This window comes from Alteromonas sp. 5E99-2 (assembly GCF_017368475.1).
Lineage (GTDB): Bacteria > Pseudomonadota > Gammaproteobacteria > Enterobacterales > Alteromonadaceae > Alteromonas_F.
The window spans coordinates 1-2,725 of record NZ_JAFNJE010000031.1 but is presented as its reverse complement, the minus strand read 5'-3'; the positions used below and the strand labels follow the sequence as shown (position 1 = coordinate 2,725).

Annotated in this window: 3 protein-coding genes; all 3 read right to left on the bottom strand. The window is 38.6% G+C overall.

Translation table 11 applies throughout. From position 1 onward, the window contains the following. Positions 1–652: 652 nt before the first annotated feature. A complete protein-coding gene (locus J3L16_RS15670) occupies positions 653–985 on the bottom strand; it encodes a hypothetical protein (RefSeq protein ID WP_207614003.1) in 333 nt (110 codons plus the stop codon). 830 nt (positions 986–1,815) lie between these two features. Beyond that, a complete protein-coding gene (locus tag J3L16_RS15665) occupies positions 1,816–2,154 on the bottom strand; it encodes a hypothetical protein (RefSeq protein WP_207614002.1) in 339 nt (112 codons plus the stop codon). Positions 2,155–2,273: 119 nt separating this feature from the next. Beyond that, complete coding sequence (locus tag J3L16_RS15660; protein ID WP_207614001.1) at positions 2,274–2,615, bottom strand: hypothetical protein; 342 nt, start codon at positions 2,613–2,615, stop codon at positions 2,274–2,276. Between the last annotated feature and the right edge of the window lie 110 nt (positions 2,616–2,725).

Sequence of the window (2,725 nt, the reverse complement as noted above, 5' to 3'; positions counted from 1 at the left end):
ATAAAAGCTCAAACGTTACTACTGACTTTTGGGACTGTTTATTGGGTTCGCTACGAGTATATTTCTCTAGGTCTTAACGCTCGTACCGTATAACGCCCTAATAATAGGCAAATAATTGTTGGCTAAAATGTTGAGGAACGAAAACAGCCAACTGTTTTTTGTCCTTGTTAATTAGCTTGTTAGGCATACGTACTCAAATTTTTAAGTTTTGAAATATGCCACGAAAGTACAACCATTAGCAATGAAGTTATTATCCATGCTCCAAATGTTGGACTACCTAATATAGTTTTTAAAATTGGAAGCAGAACGGCACTAAAGAACCCAAGAACCACAACCCAAGTTTGTCTTGTGTAGATACCAATTAAGTAAACAAGAGCTAACAATGACGTGAGTAACTCAGGAATAAAATATTTAAAAGAGTTGAATAGGTCAATATTGATTGAAACTGAAAAATTGAAAGCCCAAACGTATGGTAAAACCACACCCCATATAAGAACGAATAAAGATAATATTTTGAGTGAGACTGGATGCTTCAATTTAGTATGCCTAACACTAAGCTAAGCGGCCCAAGCGTGTGGCAAAATGCCGAAGGCGCCACGCGTTTGGGTCCGAGTGAACGAAGTGAGCGAACTTTAGCGTTTTGTTATGTTTTTCAGCGCAAGCAAGAGCCTTCGCTGAATGAATAGGTAAGTAGTTTATTTTCATTGTTTACCGCAACGACCTTTTTCTCTTCTATCGTCTGTATTGTAATATTTTTTTCTTTCAACTGATCAATTAGTTCTAGACAGCTTTGAAAACTACCAGGCTTCGGTAGGCCTTTAAATTGATCATTTATAAGATCTTGAAAAGTACCAGCCGGTTTAAGATTGAGTTTTTCTGCTTCTTCCTTACTGATTCGCTTTCCGCTAATAGTCGTTTTTTCATTTTTATTAGCAGCACATGCTGTGATAAAAATGCAGATCAAAAAAATAATGAATCTATTCATTTTGACATCCTTAAGAAAAACATAACGCCTAGGTTAAATGGTGGAGGTGCGCCAGCACCGGAGTCCATTTTAACCTATTGTTATGGCTAGTCGGCACCACGAACCTACTACAACGAAAGCTGCGAAGCGCCAGCGTAGCCACGATTAATTTAGTAGAGATAGGATGCCGAACTTTAAGACAAACCGCAACTGAACAGATGCACACCATAATGCGAAGAAAAATGCTTACGGCTATACAGTAACCTAGTGGCACGAAAAACATTAAACTTGATGATACGTTGCGGAATTTCAGTGCGAATAAATGCGGACGGAAGTACCAAGAACAAACAGGAAAGGCGAGAAACATTAAAGAGAAAATGAAGAGCGGGATAGCTGAATAAAAACCCAATTTATTCGATTAACACGAACCTGAAAAAGCTAATTTTCGAACCGCCCCATAACGCTCGGTTAAATGGCGAACGACGAAGGAGTGAGTCCAGCGCGTAGCGCGATATTTTAACCGATTGTTAGCGCCTAAGTGGCGCTTTGTTTAAATTTAGCAAGAAATTGAAGAGTGGTGGTATGCCACAGAACAATCCTTTGCTGTTATTTACTACTTACTTTATCTGAAGCACTGATAAAGGCAATACTACATTTTACTTTACGTCCGATTTTTGCTTTTGCACCTGCAAGAGCAAATAAACGGCGGCAACGATAGTTATGACCTAAGAGTACTTAATACATTTTCGCGCTAACGCTAAGCTAAGGGGCGAAAATACTGTGCCATAGAATGCGAAGCATGGCGCAGTGTTTTTGTCCCAGTGACCGAAGGGAGCGACTTGAGCGCTTTGTTAGGTGCTTTCACTGATGTAACTAGGAACATTACTTGATCGAAGACAAAACTGTTTAGCAACTTGGTTAATTTCATTTTTATTCCCTAAGATTACGCCTTCCATGTAATTGTCCCACTCGAAGGTAAGAACTTTTTTATCTTTTTTAATTTTTACTTTACCAAAATCTATCCAAGCATCGACTGCGTCATACTCATAGATCTTTACCCAACCACTATCGAGAAACTGTTTAAGTATTTCATTAAACAAATCTGTGTCAACATTTTCGATAATAGATCTATTCAGATACTTATATTTAACCTTAGTAAATTCTTGTGCAAAAAAACGTACTGGATTCATTAGGCACCTAACGCCGCGGTAAGCTGCGGCTATGTAGTTGATTGTGTTGTGGCAGCGTAGCGCCCGCCACATAAACAAGCGACGGAATAGACGTCAGGCTTGACCGCTTTGTTATGTTTTCACCTATTTTCATCGTAATAAAAAGGCAATTTTGGAGAATCGAAATCCCCCTCTCCATACTTATCATCTATATAATTAGGGAGCATATCCCTCATTTTTTTATGGATGGAGGTATGAAGTAACTTGTACCCAGCATGATCATTGGCCGAACCAAGAAATCGATCAATATCTTCCATTTTTTGATAGTGTAATGGTTGATGAAAGAACCTTTGATATTCTTGTAAAGTTGAGAAAACATACATTAGGTCTTTTAAATTAACCTCGACTTTTTCGTCAGGGTCAATTGCCTCGAATCCAAAGGTAGCTATCTCTTCCAAATTTTCAGTGTACTCTTTAGTCACTTACTACCTCATGAAACATAACGAATAAGTTAAGCGGCGCACTTATGGTGTTAGAAAAAAGCTCCGCTGTTGTATGCGTCCGCTTTAACGCTTTGTTATACGATTGCGAG